This window comes from Bacillus sp. FSL R5-0654 (genome assembly GCF_038008745.1).
In the GTDB taxonomy this organism is placed as follows: domain Bacteria; phylum Bacillota; class Bacilli; order Bacillales; family Bacillaceae; genus Bacillus; species Bacillus safensis.
On sequence record NZ_JBBOZV010000001.1, the window covers coordinates 2,421,115 to 2,435,190 of the forward strand.

A 14,076-nucleotide genomic window follows, 5' to 3' on the forward strand; every position below is an offset into this window, starting at 1 on the left:
CTTTTATTGTGTTTGCTTTATCATACGCAAGACAAGGTCGGTTGAGTGAATCGCTGCTTGCTCAAGGAATTGATCAAAGGAGATATTGGATTCTTTCCCTGCAATATCTGATAGCGCTCGAACGACAACAAATGGCGTACCAAAGAGCTGGCAGACCTGTGCAACGGCTGCGGCTTCCATTTCCACCGCATATAACTCTGGAAACTTCTCTCTCACAAACGCTACACGATCCGGATCATTCATAAACGAATCTCCTGTTGCAATCGTTCCTTTTGCCACTTGAATATGATCAATTTCTAAAGCAGATTCTTCTGCCAGCTTCACAAGCTTTTCATCTGCAATGAAAGCAGCTGGAAGTCCCGGCACTTGTCCATATTCGTAATCAAAGATGGTCACATCTACATCATGATGTCTCACATCAGTAGAGATGACAATATCACCTACATTTAATGAGTGATGGAAACCGCCAGCAGATCCTGTATTGATCACATAATCTGGCTGAAAGCGGTCAAGCAGTAATGTTGTGCTGACCGCTGCATTTACTTTTCCAATTCCTGATTTTAATAAAATCACTTCTTTATCTTCATAAACACCTGTTGTAAATTCACACCCAGCGATGTTTTCTTGTGTAGCATTTTTTAGTTGATCTCTTAAAATCGTCACTTCTTCTTCCATTGCACCTATAACTGCGATTTTCAAATCAAAAACATCCTTTCATTCCCTTTTCTTCGCTTCTACGATCCAAACAAAATCATTCATTTGATGAAAGGACGTGCTAAAACCTTCTTCTTCAAAGATTTGCTTTAGCACATCAATGGATGGATAATATTCCGTTTCTAAATCCTCTGCAAGCTGATCGAACCCTGCGGCTCTCGCTTTGTCGATCTGAGCTTGATGTGCTGCTTGATTTTGAAACATTGTATCAGCAAAAACTATTTTACCATCTGAGTGAAGGATGTTGCTATAGGTGTGAATGGCTTGTTTTTTTTCTTCATCCGTTAAATGGTGGAATGCATATGAGCTGACGATCGTATCTGGCTCAAATGGCGGCGCTGGAAATGATAAAAAATCCCCATCATGAAATAGATCTGGCAGTCCTTTTTGAAGAGCCGCTTTCTTCATGGCATCTGATGGTTCAACACCATACACGTTTTTATCAGCTGCAAGGAGCAGCGCTGTTAGATTCCCCGTACCGCTTCCAAACTCAAGAACGTCTTGGCCTGAAAGGCGGACAATCTCTTTTAAAATAGCCGGATACCGGCGAAACACTTCTTTATACTGCTCGTCATGACCACTTACCGTGTCGTCATAAGAGTCAGCCCAATGATCAAATAAAGAAAGAAATTCACGTCCCATTTTCTTTCCCTCCACTTTATCTATTTATTCCTATGCGTATAGTATGTTTTATTCCGTCGAACAGTTCCTATCCTACCACAACTTCTGTTTCTTTCCTACTAAAAAATACTGGGAGAGACCGAAAAACATTTGCCCTTCTGAGGGAGAGAGATTAAGATGAATGAAGAGTATAGAGAGGTGAATCAAATGGATTTTCAGCTGGATTTTTTAAAGGATAAAATAGAATTTTTTGAAGCAACATCTTTAAAAGAACTTGAACAAAAGATCCAAAAACAAATTGAACATAATCAGGCGATTCTGCTGACTGTTCATTCTGTCAGTCATCAAACGACTGTGATCGATGAGCAGATTTTGTATACAGCAGTTGTTCATTTTAAAGCGAATGTTTAAACAAAAAAGATAGCAGATCTGCTATCTCAGCGTGTAGACAAACCCTCGCATTCGTTGTCAGTTCTGCGTGCCGGTGCTCACGAATGTCAAATTCGCTCCGCTCCGGTACTCGTCCTTCCTAGACTGCAAAGGTTTTCTATCACGCTGAAAAGAAGACAAAGGGCTAAAATAAACATCATTTTAGCCCTTTGTCAACAATCTGCTATCTTTTTTCGTGTTTATCTTAATTTTTCAACCTTCACAGGTTTCCAGCCTTTTTCATCTACCCACGTAATTTCCACGCGGTAGCGTTCACCTGTTGATTTATCACGGATGGTTCCTTTTGCATCTTGAGGACCTCCGTTATTTCCTAACCAAAGAACGGTCATTTGATCTTCTGAAATTCCTGTCGCATAGGACATGGCTTTGATCATTTCTTTCCAGTCTTTTGAGCTGGAATCATAGGTTGCTGTATGTGAACCGGATTGCTCTGTTCCTACAGGCTCCCAGTCATCATTTTCGTATGTTTTGTCTACATCACTCGTTTTGCCGCCATCTGTTTCTTTGGCGTCTTTTAACGCATCTTTATTAGGTTTTTCTTCATCATCTGTCTTCTTCGTTTCGTCGTCTTGATCAGATGAATCATCTTTTTTTGCATCTGAATCATCGGATGTGTCTTTCTTTGGATCTTTCACATCTTCTTGTGAGTTTTGTTTATTTTCACTTGTTGCAGGTGCCGTTTTTGATGGCGCATCCGCTACATCAGGATCTTTCGGCTTATTAAAAATTAACAAACTCGATGCGACAACCAAAATAAGCACCACAACGATACCAATTAATATGTTAAGCACCATATTTGCCTTTCTGCGCTTATCACGATGTTCAAATCGAGAATTTCTACTCAAAATCTCTGCACTCCTTTGCCTCTGTTCCCTAAGTCGTTACTATTCTAACATGTCATGAAGGGATGTTCTATGTCTGTTTCTTTTCAATTTCATTGACCTTTTTTACAATATCATAAAACGCATCATTTGTCTTAGCCCGGCCACTTGTCTCATCAAGGTGAACAACAACAAGGGCGTATTTTGGTTTTTCTACCGGAAAGTATCCAGCAAACCACTTATGATAAAGCGGATTCCCCTTTTTGTCTTGACTGCCGGTTTGGGCAGTACCTGATTTTCCCGCTACATCGTATGGCAAATCTTGAAACCTTCTTCCGGTTCCCTTGTCAGAGGTCACCACCTGCCTTAAGAATTTTTGCAGCTTTTGAGCTGTATAGCGGTCTATGCTGCCCCCTTCAGGCCGTTTGTTTTGAAAGGACAGCATCGTTGTTCCGTTTTGATACAGCACTTTTTCTGCAATTTTCACTTCTTTTCGTTCTCCTCCTCTTGCGATCGCAGCCATCATATTCGCGATTTGCAGAGGCGTCGTTTTGACATTTTTTTGTCCTATTGCGGTTTGTGCAATGGCTTTTTTGACATGCTTGTCTCTTTTATCTCCCCACACACTGCCTGTTTCTTCACGATCAAACTGTTTGAAGTGCTGCTTATGATAGACATCCCCTTCCCAGCCAGCTCGATCTATGAGTCCAAGCTTAGAAGCCGTCTTTTCGATGATTTGATCATCTGTTTGAATGAGCCTTTCAGCAAGTGTCGCAAAGGTATAATTGCAGCTCTGCGAGAAACTATCAGTCAGATTCAGCACTTCTTGTTTTCCTTCAGGCTCTCCATATAAATTCTTTCGACAGTCATACATGGTTTGTGGCTGGTCAAGATTTTTTTCGATTGCTGCGGCAAGTACAGCCGTTTTAAAGACAGAGCCTGGTGCAATCGCTGTCAGCATGTAATTTCTTGCCTCATGCCGGTTTTTACTTGTGACATTTGGGGTACTCGCCATCGCGAGTACACTGCTGCTTTCAATGTCGAGCAGAACGGCACCGCCTTTTTCAACGCCTTGTTCTTTGAGCACCTTCTCCATTTCAGCCTGCATGTCTTCATCTATTGTTGTCTGTACCTGAAGTGGATAAAAGGAATGAGCTTCTGCTGTATATTTGACGTCCATACCGAACAAAGGGTTTCCCCTTCCGTCCACATGATATAACAATTTTGTGTCTTGCTCGGGTAATAGAAATTCGTCAAAGGTGCTTTCCAGCCCAAATGTGCCGATTTCAGTACGTATGGAAAGCTCTTTTTTGTCAGGATAACGCTTTCTCAATAGTTCTGGATTTTCGCTTGTGAAACCTAATGTGTGGAGGGCAAGTCTTTTTTTGTCCTTCTCTTTCATATATACGCCGTACACACCTGAATATTTCATATCATTGATGTCTTTCAGCTTTTTTTTCGTGATGTCATCTTTTAAAATGAGAGGTTTTTTCGTTTCTGTTAACTGTTTTTTGAGTTCATCCTCTTCCATCTCAAGAATAGAGGCGGTTTGCTGTAAGCGTGGAAGATCATATTGCAGGAAAGGAAATAAGATAACCGCAGGCTGTTCTTTTGTAAGAAGTGCTTGGCCGTTTCGATCTAAAAACTCACCGCGCCCGTCTGAAATAACGACTTCTTCTGTTCGCTGTTTGACACTTTCTTGTATTAAATTGATATCAAGCTTTGAAAACGATTCTGTAAAGAACAGCTGAATTTCTGCCAGTCTCATCAGAAGACCGAGCAATAGTATAAAAATAATCGCACCTGTCCATTGAATTCTTCTTTTTTTGCGCATAAAAACACCTCGTCCCTATTGTGGACGAGGTGTTTACCTGATAAACGTGATTAAGAAATTTTTACAATTTGGACGAACATTTCTCCGCCAGGTGTTTGAACGGTTACTTTGTCGTCTACTTGTTTACCTAAAAGGCTTTTTGCAATAGGTGAATCGTTTGAAATCTTGCCTTCGAACGGGTCAGCTTCTGCACTTCCAACAATTGTGTAAGACTCTTCTTCCCCGTCTGGTAATTCAACGAATGTCACCGTTTTACCAAGTGAAACCACATTTGAGTTTCCTTCATCTTCGATAATTTTAGCATTACGAATCATATTATCAAGCGTTGTAATACGGCCTTCTACAAACGCCTGCTCTTCTTTAGCAGAATCATACTCCGAGTTTTCAGAGAGGTCTCCAAAGCTTCTAGCGATTTTAATACGCTCTACAACCTCTTTACGTTTAACCGTTTTCAAATATTCAAGCTCTTCTTCTAATTTACGTTTTCCTTCTTCTGTCATTGGAAATACTTTCTCTTGTGCCATGAATCATTCACTCCTTCTATTAATCCTCACCATACAAACTTTCTGCACGTGAGTGACGACTGAAATATACAAGAATGAGGACATGTTCAGGCCCTCATTCCTTCTGTACCATATTCGTAAAAGTCCATCTTACATGGCGTCCCTTTTAGATGCAACTATTATGCCTTTTATTAGACAGGACCACTCGCAGCGGTCTAAAATCGCACAAACTGTGGAAAGGCACAGGAAGCTCCTGTACCTCGTTCGGCCATTTCGATCATATGTAGAAGAATAGCTTATCCATTCTCCATCTTCCAATACTAATATGGTCAGTGTACGATATGTCTATGCTATATTATTACAAAATTGCATTTTGATCAAGAATTGTTTGAAAATTTGTGATGATTTGTTTGTCGTTTTTTTAATATACTTTTTCAACTTCATTCTTTCGCTATGTGGTAGTGATTTCTCCATCTCTTCTTTTCTTCATTGTTTTCTTATCATATCAAACCCTTAAGATTTTTTCCGAGAATGATGCTTTTATAAATGTTCACATATTATTAACAAATATTAACAAGGGAATATTTGGTTTTTATTGAATTCTATCAATGCAAGACCAAATACATGCTAGGGAGTGTTTTAAATGAACATGAAGAAAACAATTGTTTCTGTTCTATCCATCTCTACCTTATCTTTTTCACTAATGGGCATGGCTTCGGCCAAAGAAACAGCGGATTTCACAGTCAATAACAATATATGCACTTCTGGATTGAAAACATTAGATGTGATTTCAATTCAAAATTACGATTTACCTATGAAAGTTGGTCAGGAGTGCTCAGTCTATAATGCTGCAGCAACACGTTATTGGACAGACAACCAGAGAGTTGCATCTGTTAACTCTTTTGGAATAGTGACCGCTCATTCACGTGGCGATGCCACTATCACTCTTTATAAAGGGACGTCTGTCTTAGGACAAGTTTTTGTGAGAGTTTGGTAAGATGATGCTGAAAAGACCTTTACACTGTAAAGGTCTTTTTCTTCTCCACCATTTACTCTGCTCGGTTTTGAAGAATCGTTTGAATTTTTGTCACCATTAAGTCGATCGCCACATGGTTTTGGCCGCCTTCTGGGATGATGATATCGGCGTATCGTTTTGTCGGTTCAATGAATTGATTATGCATCGGTCTGACAACAGATACATATTGTTCAATCACAGAATCGATCGACCGGCCTCTTTCCTTCGTATCGCGTAAAATGCGGCGGATGATGCGAAGGTCTGCATCTGTATCAACATACAGTTTAATATCCATTAAGTCTCTCAAACGTTCGTCTTCGAGCGCAAAGATACCTTCAACGATAATGACATCCTTCGGCTCAACATGAACCGTCTCTTCTGAACGTGTGTTTAGTTTAAAATCGTATATTGGTTTTTCAATGGATTCGTATCTTAGGAGCTGTTCCAAATGCTCAAACATCAGGTCATTGTCGAATGCAAGCGGATGATCATAGTTCGTGAGCAGGCGCTCTTCAAATGGCATATGACTTTGATTTTTGTAATATAGATCTTGCTGAAGCATGAGGATGGAATGTCCTTTAAATTTTTCATAGATTGAATTGGTGACGCTCGTTTTACCCGAACCCGAGCCGCCAGCAATACCAATGACAACTGGTTTACTCCTCATGTGGCTGTTATTTCCCCTTTCTCATCATGTTGCTAGGGTATACTTTTTGATCAAGCTTGAATTTGACGATTTGCAGCGGATGACGAGCGGCATCTAGTTCATTTCCTTTTTCATCCCAAATCGTCTCAATTTTGCATGTGAAATTCTCAATTTCTGGTCCGAAGAATTCGACTTCGTCGCCTTGCTTAAAGAAGTTACGCTGCTGCAATGTCACGATTTGTTCTTTTTCATCATAATGAAGAACAAGACCTGCGAAATCAAATGTCGTTTTCTTCCCATGGATGCCAAACATTTGTTCATCCGTTCCTGGTACGCCTTCGAAAAAGGCTGGTGCTGTGTCACGGTTTGCGCATTTATCTAATTCATCTAACCATTCCTGCTGAATGACAAAATTGTCTGGGTCAGCACAATACGCATCAATGACTTTGCGATATACACTTACAACAGTGGCAACATAATGAATGGATTTCATCCGTCCTTCGATTTTCAAGCTGTCAATTCCCATTTCGATCATTTGAGGAATGGATTCAACAAGCTTCAAATCTTTTGGACTCATTGCAAATGGCGCATCTTCCTCACCAAATAAAGGCTCTTCCTCAGAACCTTCTAGTTTATAAAGATCATAATCCCAGCGGCAGGACTGACAGCAGCCTCCGCGGTTAGAATCTCTTGCCGTCATATGGTTACTGAGCACGCAGCGGCCAGAGTATGCGATACACATCGCACCGTGAATGAATGTTTCGATTTCAATATCAACCTTTTCTTTCATTTCTCTAATTTCTAACGCACTAGTTTCACGTGCGAGCACCACACGCTCAAGCCCTTCTTCCTTCCAAAACTGAACAGCTTTCCAATTTGAAAGAGACTGCTGTGTGCTTAAATGGACTTCAAGCTTCGGTGCAACACGTTTACATGTTTCAATGATCAATGGATCAGCTACGATAATGCCTGCTACTCCAGCGCCTTCGATCCCTTGAAGGTATTCCTCCAGCCCGTTCATGTTTTCATTGTGGGCGAAGATATTTGTTGTCACATAAATGCGTGCGCCATATTTGTTTGCAAATGCGACACCTTCTGCCATTTCTTCAATTGAAAAGTTATCTGCATTTGAGCGAAGTCCAAATTCTTTCCCGCCAATAAAAACAGCGTCAGCTCCGTAATGTACAGCAATTTTCAGCTTTTCCAAGTTTCCTGCGGGTGCAAGCAGTTCTGGTTTTTTTGTAATGACACGTTTCCCATCAATCATTTCAGAAATACCATCTTTCAATAATGCCATTTCCTCTGCCTCCTCTTATCTTAATAAACCGTTTCTTTAAAGAAGAATCCTGTATCAATCGAACGATTCACTGGCTGAATCTCTTCAATCCGCTTCACCCAGTCCTCTTTCTGATCTTCATACGCGTCTTTGTCAGTCGTTAGTAAATCAATTGCTTTTCTATAAAGTGATGTCACCTCTGTCATATAAGAAAGTGACTTTAAAATTCCGTCAATTTTAAATGAGTCAATGCCTGCGTCAACAAACTCTTCTAATTCGTCAATCATACACACATCATTTGGACTCATAATATGTGTTCCGTTTGCATCCTCGAAAATAGGGTATTTGTTTTGACGCTCTTGGTCATGCAGGAATAGCCCTTCCTCCATGTTTCTGCCTACGACATCCATTTGATTTCCCTGGTATTCAAAGTAGTTGCCGATGAGCGTACGTTTCGATTGAAACATACATGTCATGCCATGGACTTGAATTTCAATCTCCACTTCAGCATTTTCTTTGATGTCGATCACACTGTCCATATTCAGCTCTTTTGCAAGAACAGCACGCGATGCGCCTTTTCTGCCCCAGTAGTTACAAGTGTAATAGTTTGTCCCAGTCGTTTCTGTACTCCAGTGAAGATTCAGGTTCACTCCTGTTTCCTTTGCTGCCATGATCACGGCTGGGTCTCCAAAGACGACGCCGTCCACGCTTAATGAATCGAGAAAGGTTAAATAATCTCCAAGCAGCTGCACGCGGTCATTATGAAAAATCGCATTCATCGCTACATACACTTTTTTGTGATGGGCGTGTGCAAGCAGAGCCGTTTGTTTCACATCTTCTCTTGAAAACTCACCTGCAAGACGAATACCGTATGTTTGTTCGCCTATTAAGAATGCATCAGCTCCTGCCTCAATTAATGGCAGTACGTCTGACACGCTGCTTGGCGTCACAAGCAATTCTGGTTTCTTCATGATTGGTCACCTCTTTTTGTACTAATGGCGATCCCGTCTCCAACTGGAATAATGCACGTTTGGAAATCAGGGTTTGACATGAGCCATTGATTGTATCGATCAATTTTTCCAATTAATTGTTTTTTTCGTTTATCTTCAATTTCTTCTTCATAATTCGTTGCCACTAAGCCTTTGAATAAGACATTGTCTGTGATAATCATTCCGTCGTGAGCGAGCATCGGTTCAAACAATTCAAAGAAACGCTTGTACTGCCCTTTTGCGGCATCAATAAAGATCACATCATAGGGCGCCATCGTTTGGACCGTTTTAGCCGATTCCATCGCATCACCAAAAAACACGTGTATTCTTTCTTTTAACTTTAATTCCTCAATGTTCCGTGTTGCTTCTTCATAGCGTTTTGCATTTCGCTCAATCGTATAAATCTCAGCATCCGGAAGAGCTGTTGCCATTCGAATAGCGGAATAGCCAATCGCTGTCCCAACCTCAAGAATTTTCTTCGGCTGTTTCATCGAAAGCAGCTGCAATAAAAGCTCGATGCTCACCTTTTCCATAATTGGCACATGATGCTCTTTTGCATAGATCTCTAATTGAGCGATTGCATCAGGACTTGGGTGAATTAAATGTTCAATATAATCATTTATTCGATCATCTTCGATAGTCATTATTTGTCTAGCTCCTTCATGACCTGAAAAAGAAGAGTCCTGCCTATTGCAGCTCTCTTTCTCGTCAATCTTTCGTTCATCTAAGTAAAAACAACCCGATATATTTTACCACAAAGAAGGGGCAATTGCGAACCTATAAAATGGAGATTCCAACGAAAAAAACTGCAGGCAATCTCGTATTGTCTACAGTCTTTTTCGATTCACTTGTCCATTAATTGCTGCCTGTGATGTATTTCGCTTTTGCTTTATTATGCTCATTTAACGTTTTCGTAAATACGACTTCTCCATTTTTCTTCGCAAGGAAGTAAACGTAATCCGTTTTCTCTGGATGCAGTGCGGCTTTCCAAGAGGATTCACCCGCATTTGCAATAGGTCCAGGCGGCAGCCCTTTGTTGTTATACGTGTTATAAGGAGATTTCACTTTTAGGTCTTTGTAATACACGCGGGATTTATGCTCACCAAGTGCATAAAGAACGGTTGGATCAGTTTGAAGCGGCATGTCTTTTTTCAACCGGTTATAGAATACACTTGAGATTTTTGCCCGATCTGTCTTTTCTGTTGCTTCCATTTCAATCAGTGATGCCATCGTTAACACATCATGTATGGACATGTTTCTCTTTTTCATGTCTTTTTCATACGTTTTCACGTATTGATCTGTTTGTTTAATCATCGTTTCAATGATCGTTTCGAGCGATTCATCCTCACGATAAAATGGATACGTAGCAGGGAATAAATAACCCTCCAACGGATGTTTCACCTGTTTTCCATTCACCTGTGATGTCACGGTTTTCGGATATTTTTTCATTAACGTTTGAATAAAAGCAGGATCATCCAGCTTCGCTTCAACTTCCTTCGCTGAAAAATTCGTCTGATTTGCAATAATGGCTGCAATATCAGACAGCTGTCTTCCCTCTGGAATCACAAGCTGAAAGGCGTAATCTGTCCCGCCAGATGTCAGTTTTTTAATCAGTGTGTCTGCGTCCATTGTTTGTTTTAAATGGAAATATCCCGCTTTAAAGCCGGACGCCTTTTTGTATTTTGCATAATAAGTGAAAATCGTGTCATTCGAAATGAGCCCATTTTCTTTTAAAATGCCCGCAATTTCGCGGACAGATGTCCCATTTGGAATATGAATATTAATGGTTTGTTTGCTTTTTTGATCGACCGGTCCGAGTGCTGATTTAACATATAAAAAGCCTGATAATGCTGCAATGATGATGACAGCAAGGACAGATAACAGGACGATCCCCATTTTTCTTTTGAAGAATGGTCGTTTCTTTTGTTCTGAAAACATGCATGGCCCTCCTCACATCTAGCTTTTATAGTACATGATTCGACGGAGTTCGGCAATTCCTTGCTTATGCATGTCATGACAGAACTTGACATAACACGGCTAAACCAATGCCGCCACCACTTCCAATAGCAGCCATGACATAGCTTCCATTCGGTAAGGCGCGCCCTTCATACAATAATCTCACCATCATAGCAGCTCCTGACGCGCTGTAAGGATGCCCAAGGCAAAGTGCACCGCCTCTTCTATTGATCCGGTCATATGGTATCCCCAGCGTCCGGGCAATAAGTGCAGCTTTCAGCGCAAACGCTTCATTGATTTCAAATAGCGCCACTTCCTCTGCCTTGATGTTCTCTTGATGTAAAAGCTTCTTGATCGCATCAATTGGTGAAGCAGCTGGAAAATGAGGATGTATCGCTGTCACAGCACTTCCGGCATACCGTAGCATCACCTTATATCCACTTGCTTCCGCTAGCGATCTTTCCATCACAGCGACGGCGGCTGCTCCGTCTGCTTCCTTACAGCTATTGGCGGCGGTCACAGTTCCTTTTCCCGGTAAAAATACAGGCTTTGCCCGCTTGATCAGCTTTGCCATCGGTCTTATTTTAGCAGCCGCTTCATCTATGTTCATCCCGTCAATCGAAACGATTTCTTCTGAATATGTACCATGTGTGAATGCCGCTAAACTTCTTTCCCAGCTTAAAAGGGCATAGTCATCTTGTTCTTTTCTCGTGACAGAAAATGCCGACGCGGTCAGCTCTGCTGCTTCTCCCATATGCGGATCTCCTATCCGCTCCGGTGAAAAGCGTGCTCTCTCTTTCATTGGTGAGCTGGAAATGCTCTCAGTCCCGCCAGCGATATACATCGTGCCCTCCCCCGATTGAACCATGACGCAAGCTGTTCGGATCGCTTCAAGACCAGAGGCACACTGCCTGTCAATTGTCATACCAGGAACGTGTAAAGGAAGACCTGCTTCTAATGAGGACAGACGGGCCATATTTCCACCGCCTCCGACGACATTGCCTAATATGACGTCATCCGGTGTCATGATCTGAGACAAATGCCGAATAAGGGGAGCGGCTAATTGCTCTGGGCGATAATTTTTCAGCATCCCATTTTTGTCACCGAAGGGTGTTCGTTTTGCTTCTACGATCACTGCTTGCATGACAATTGCTCCTCCGCCCACTTTTTCATGCTCGCGCGGGCTATTTTTCCGCCGGATGTTTCAATCATTTGATCAATCACAAGCCATTTTTTTGGTACCTTGTAGGCCGCCAGTTTTTCTTTAACTGCTTGTCGAACCGCCTTTATTTGCGGCACTTGCTCCAGTATGGCAACAGGGATTTCACCCCAATATGGGTCAGGAACGCCAACCACAATCGACCGTTTTACCTCTGGCTGATCATTTAGCACACGCTCAATTTCCTCTGGGAAAATATTCAGTCCTCCATAGACAATCATGCCATTCTCACGACCGCTCATATACAGATAACCGTCTTCATCCAGCCATCCCATATCGTAAACTGTCAGCCACTCCTCCGGCGGTTTCTGCTCATGCAAGTATCCTGAAAACGTCATTGGGCTCTTTACATAAATCCTCCCTGTTTCATTTGGCTGGCAGACAGATTGATCGGGACGCCTTACTTCTACTTGAATGGAGGAGAAAGGCCGTCCAACAGAAGAAGGTTTTTGCATAAAGTCATGTGAAGACAAATAAGAGACAAAACTTAACTCTGATGTGCCATAAAAATCAAAAAAAGTGACATGTGGATAGTTGGTGACGAGCTGTTCTTTTGAAGAGATGCTCCACTCTGCTCCCGATGACATGACAAGAAGCGGATTGTCCCCTCTAAAAGCATCGATTTGCAGTAACGTTTCTGTCATTGTTGGGACAGTATACATCACGGTGATATCACCTGTCTCTAAGGCTTTCTTCGCTTTTACTGGCACAAATTTTTCTAAAAGCGTTACTGTGCCGCCAAAGTATAATGTACTGATGGCACCATATAAAAAGTGAGAGGATAAGAGTGTACCTAATATAAGAGCATGATCTTGATGAGTGATTCCAAATGAAGCGGTGGTCATTCGAAAGCTCTCGATCCAAGACTGCTGGCGCCTAATAAAGGCTTTCGGTGAGCCTGTTGATCCTGACGTAAATCCCATATAAAAGACAGGATCCTTCTCGGTATCGCAGTTGTTATCTGGACTGTCTGTGAGAAGGCTCATTCTTTCCTTCCATTCAGATAAAGAAATAATCGGTATGTCTACGCTGCTTTGTTCAAATCTTTTCATCAATCGATCCTCTATAATGGCGAGATCCGCCTCACTTAACAAGAGCTTTTCAACACATTCTTCATGACTCCATCTCGGATCAAGCGGAACGGCTGTCCACCCTGCACAAGCAGCGCCCGCAAATATTTGCAAAAAAGAAGCACCATTTGATAATAAAAAAGCGATTCTTTTTTGCTGATGAGCCGTTCCTTGTAACCACTGCGCTGATCTCTGTACACGTTCGTACCAATCTTGATATGTAATGCTTTCTTGCTCATCTATGATGGCAATCTGATCTGGTTTCATTTCTGCATGTACTGCATAGCTTTCCGTTATTCTGATCAAACCGCACGCCTCCCTTTATGCAGATCCCTTTTTCGATATGACATGGCCTGTATGATTTTAACCGTAAAGACAGCACACATTCCCGCTTTGATGAGATCACCTGGAAGATAAATCAAACTAAGGAAAGCGGCCTGCGACACCTTAATATGCATCATCATGGCTTGAAAGGGGATGCCGCACATATACAAAATCACAATACTGCAAACCGCATAGATCACAAAAAGACGCAGTGCGGTTACTTTTTTCAGCCGGTTCACCCATAAGCTGATCATGAAGGCAGCAACAGGATAAGCAAGAAGAAAACCACCGCTTGGACCAAAAAAGACCCCTATCCCGCCTCTCCCTCCTGACAAAAGAGGTGCGCCTGCTGCCACAACCAAAAGAAAAAGACATAAACTGATCAGTGCTTGTTTTGGCTTTAACAGCCCCCCAGCAAGCAAAAGACCTGCGGTTTGCAATGTAATCGGTACAGGTGTAAATGTAAGTAAAATCGGCGGGATCAAGCCTAACATCCCGATGACTGCTGTCATTAATGCTATTTGCATCATATCTTGTATTTTCAATATCCATGCTCCTCACTCAATTTATTGTTAAAAACAGAGTAAAAGGTGCAGTTTATTATGTCAACATAAAATGAAATTAAGTTAACATAATAA

The 14,076-nt window shown here is 41.6% G+C and carries 15 protein-coding genes; 2 read left to right on the plus strand and 13 right to left on the minus strand.

The window, feature by feature from the left end; all coding sequences use genetic code 11:
* Positions 1-3: 3 nt before the first annotated feature.
* Together mtnN and NSS76_RS12300 are read right to left on the minus strand one after the other, a co-directional pair.
* Positions 4-699, minus strand: coding sequence for a 5'-methylthioadenosine/S-adenosylhomocysteine nucleosidase (gene mtnN, locus NSS76_RS12295; protein WP_024423101.1), 696 nt, complete (start codon positions 697-699; stop codon positions 4-6).
* A 15-nt stretch (positions 700-714) separates the two neighbouring features.
* On the minus strand, positions 715-1,356 hold the full coding sequence (locus tag NSS76_RS12300; RefSeq protein ID WP_056767938.1) for a class I SAM-dependent DNA methyltransferase: 642 nt from the start codon (positions 1,354-1,356) through the stop codon (positions 715-717).
* Between the two features lie 186 nt (positions 1,357-1,542).
* Between NSS76_RS12300 and NSS76_RS12305 the strand changes: the two genes are divergently transcribed.
* Positions 1,543-1,746 (plus strand): DUF2536 family protein, encoded by a 204-nt coding sequence (locus tag NSS76_RS12305; protein ID WP_039183233.1) that lies wholly within the window; start codon positions 1,543-1,545, stop codon positions 1,744-1,746.
* A 218-nt stretch (positions 1,747-1,964) separates the two neighbouring features.
* Here NSS76_RS12305 and NSS76_RS12310 read toward each other — a convergent pair whose 3' ends face one another.
* The 3 genes from NSS76_RS12310 to greA all read right to left on the minus strand — a co-directional run bounded on the left by NSS76_RS12310 (position 1,965) and on the right by greA (position 4,964).
* A complete protein-coding gene (locus NSS76_RS12310; RefSeq protein ID WP_025092411.1) occupies positions 1,965-2,630 on the minus strand; it encodes a YrrS family protein in 666 nt (221 codons plus the stop codon).
* 67 nt (positions 2,631-2,697) lie between these two features.
* On the minus strand, positions 2,698-4,440 hold the full coding sequence (locus tag NSS76_RS12315; RefSeq protein ID WP_171464539.1) for a peptidoglycan D,D-transpeptidase FtsI family protein: 1,743 nt from the start codon (positions 4,438-4,440) through the stop codon (positions 2,698-2,700).
* 50 nt (positions 4,441-4,490) lie between these two features.
* Positions 4,491-4,964: a transcription elongation factor GreA gene (gene greA / locus NSS76_RS12320; protein WP_008358505.1), complete on the minus strand. Its 474-nt coding sequence runs from the start codon at positions 4,962-4,964 to the stop codon at positions 4,491-4,493.
* Between the two features lie 622 nt (positions 4,965-5,586).
* On the opposite strand from greA, the gene NSS76_RS12325 reads away from it, so the two are divergent.
* Positions 5,587-5,940 (plus strand): Ig-like domain-containing protein, encoded by a 354-nt coding sequence (locus NSS76_RS12325; RefSeq protein ID WP_073206462.1) that lies wholly within the window; start codon positions 5,587-5,589, stop codon positions 5,938-5,940.
* Positions 5,941-5,992: 52 nt separating this feature from the next.
* Here the strand turns inward: NSS76_RS12325 and udk are convergent, their stop codons facing one another.
* The 8 genes from udk to NSS76_RS12365 form a co-directional block, all read right to left on the minus strand.
* Positions 5,993-6,625, minus strand: a complete 633-nt coding sequence (gene udk / locus NSS76_RS12330; protein WP_024423106.1) for a uridine kinase — start codon at positions 6,623-6,625, stop codon at positions 5,993-5,995.
* A 7-nt stretch (positions 6,626-6,632) separates the two neighbouring features.
* On the minus strand, positions 6,633-7,901 hold the full coding sequence (locus tag NSS76_RS12335) for a peptidase U32 family protein (protein ID WP_341082302.1): 1,269 nt from the start codon (positions 7,899-7,901) through the stop codon (positions 6,633-6,635).
* Positions 7,902-7,921: 20 nt separating this feature from the next.
* Entirely contained in the window at positions 7,922-8,851 is a 930-nt protein-coding gene (locus NSS76_RS12340; protein ID WP_341082303.1) for a peptidase U32 family protein, read from the minus strand.
* Positions 8,848-9,513: an O-methyltransferase gene (locus NSS76_RS12345; RefSeq protein ID WP_024423109.1), complete on the minus strand. Its 666-nt coding sequence runs from the start codon at positions 9,511-9,513 to the stop codon at positions 8,848-8,850. Before NSS76_RS12345 ends, NSS76_RS12340 begins: the two co-directional genes overlap by 4 nt.
* A gap of 211 nt (positions 9,514-9,724) precedes the next feature.
* A complete protein-coding gene (gene mltG / locus NSS76_RS12350) occupies positions 9,725-10,807 on the minus strand; it encodes an endolytic transglycosylase MltG (RefSeq protein ID WP_025092416.1) in 1,083 nt (360 codons plus the stop codon).
* Positions 10,808-10,880: 73 nt separating this feature from the next.
* Positions 10,881-11,969: an acetyl-CoA C-acyltransferase gene (locus NSS76_RS12355; RefSeq protein ID WP_341082304.1), complete on the minus strand. Its 1,089-nt coding sequence runs from the start codon at positions 11,967-11,969 to the stop codon at positions 10,881-10,883.
* Positions 11,957-13,417: an acyl-CoA synthetase gene (locus NSS76_RS12360; RefSeq protein WP_044331759.1), complete on the minus strand. Its 1,461-nt coding sequence runs from the start codon at positions 13,415-13,417 to the stop codon at positions 11,957-11,959. Before NSS76_RS12360 ends, NSS76_RS12355 begins: the two co-directional genes overlap by 13 nt.
* Entirely contained in the window at positions 13,417-13,983 is a 567-nt protein-coding gene (locus tag NSS76_RS12365; RefSeq protein WP_041107025.1) for a biotin transporter BioY, read from the minus strand. Before NSS76_RS12365 ends, NSS76_RS12360 begins: the two co-directional genes overlap by 1 nt.
* Positions 13,984-14,076: the final 93 nt, after the last annotated feature.

Coding starts and splice junctions, on each gene's coding strand:
- NSS76_RS12300 (WP_056767938.1), bottom strand. CDS start 1,356: ATGGGACGTGAATTTCTTTCTTTATTTGATCATTGGGCTGACTCTTAT.
- NSS76_RS12305 (WP_039183233.1), top strand. CDS start 1,543: ATGGATTTTCAGCTGGATTTTTTAAAGGATAAAATAGAATTTTTTGAA.
- NSS76_RS12315 (WP_171464539.1), bottom strand. CDS start 4,440: ATGCGCAAAAAAAGAAGAATTCAATGGACAGGTGCGATTATTTTTATA.
- greA (WP_008358505.1), bottom strand. CDS start 4,964: ATGGCACAAGAGAAAGTATTTCCAATGACAGAAGAAGGAAAACGTAAA.
- NSS76_RS12325 (WP_073206462.1), top strand. CDS start 5,587: ATGAACATGAAGAAAACAATTGTTTCTGTTCTATCCATCTCTACCTTA.
- udk (WP_024423106.1), bottom strand. CDS start 6,625: ATGAGGAGTAAACCAGTTGTCATTGGTATTGCTGGCGGCTCGGGTTCG.
- NSS76_RS12335 (WP_341082302.1), bottom strand. CDS start 7,901: ATGGCATTATTGAAAGATGGTATTTCTGAAATGATTGATGGGAAACGT.
- NSS76_RS12340 (WP_341082303.1), bottom strand. CDS start 8,851: ATGAAGAAACCAGAATTGCTTGTGACGCCAAGCAGCGTGTCAGACGTA.
- NSS76_RS12345 (WP_024423109.1), bottom strand. CDS start 9,513: ATGACTATCGAAGATGATCGAATAAATGATTATATTGAACATTTAATT.
- mltG (WP_025092416.1), bottom strand. CDS start 10,807: ATGTTTTCAGAACAAAAGAAACGACCATTCTTCAAAAGAAAAATGGGG.
- NSS76_RS12355 (WP_341082304.1), bottom strand. CDS start 11,969: ATGCAAGCAGTGATCGTAGAAGCAAAACGAACACCCTTCGGTGACAAA.